This window comes from Pseudomonas sp. SIMBA_041, assembly GCF_046535095.1.
Taxonomy (GTDB): domain Bacteria; phylum Pseudomonadota; class Gammaproteobacteria; order Pseudomonadales; family Pseudomonadaceae; genus Aquipseudomonas; species Aquipseudomonas mucoides.
In genome coordinates this window covers 1-256 of sequence record NZ_JAWRXJ010000574.1, presented here as the reverse complement: position 1 = coordinate 256, position 256 = coordinate 1, and the positions used below count along the sequence as shown (strand labels likewise).

Annotated in this window: 1 pseudogene; it reads left to right on the top strand. The window is 55.5% G+C overall.

The features are described from left to right. Positions 1-64 precede the first annotated feature (64 nt). Positions 65-256 (top strand): annotated as a pseudogene (locus tag SB725_RS32415) (MFS transporter); the annotation flags it as partial.

Genomic DNA, 256 nt, shown 5'->3' with positions numbered 1-256 from the left:
GCGCGTCGCGCAAGGCTCGCGTCAACTCGACAATAACTACAATGATTCATGAGGATGTACGGATATGACCGCAGTTGAAACCAGCAGTACTGCAGCGGAAACCCCACAGCAAACCAAGAAACGCCTGCGCAAGGTCGCGGCGGCCACCATCTTCGGCTCGATGCTGGAGTGGTATGACTTCTACCTCTACGCCACCATGGCGGCCATCGTCTTCTCGAAGATCTTCTTCGATAACAGCAACCCGAAAAGCGCCACC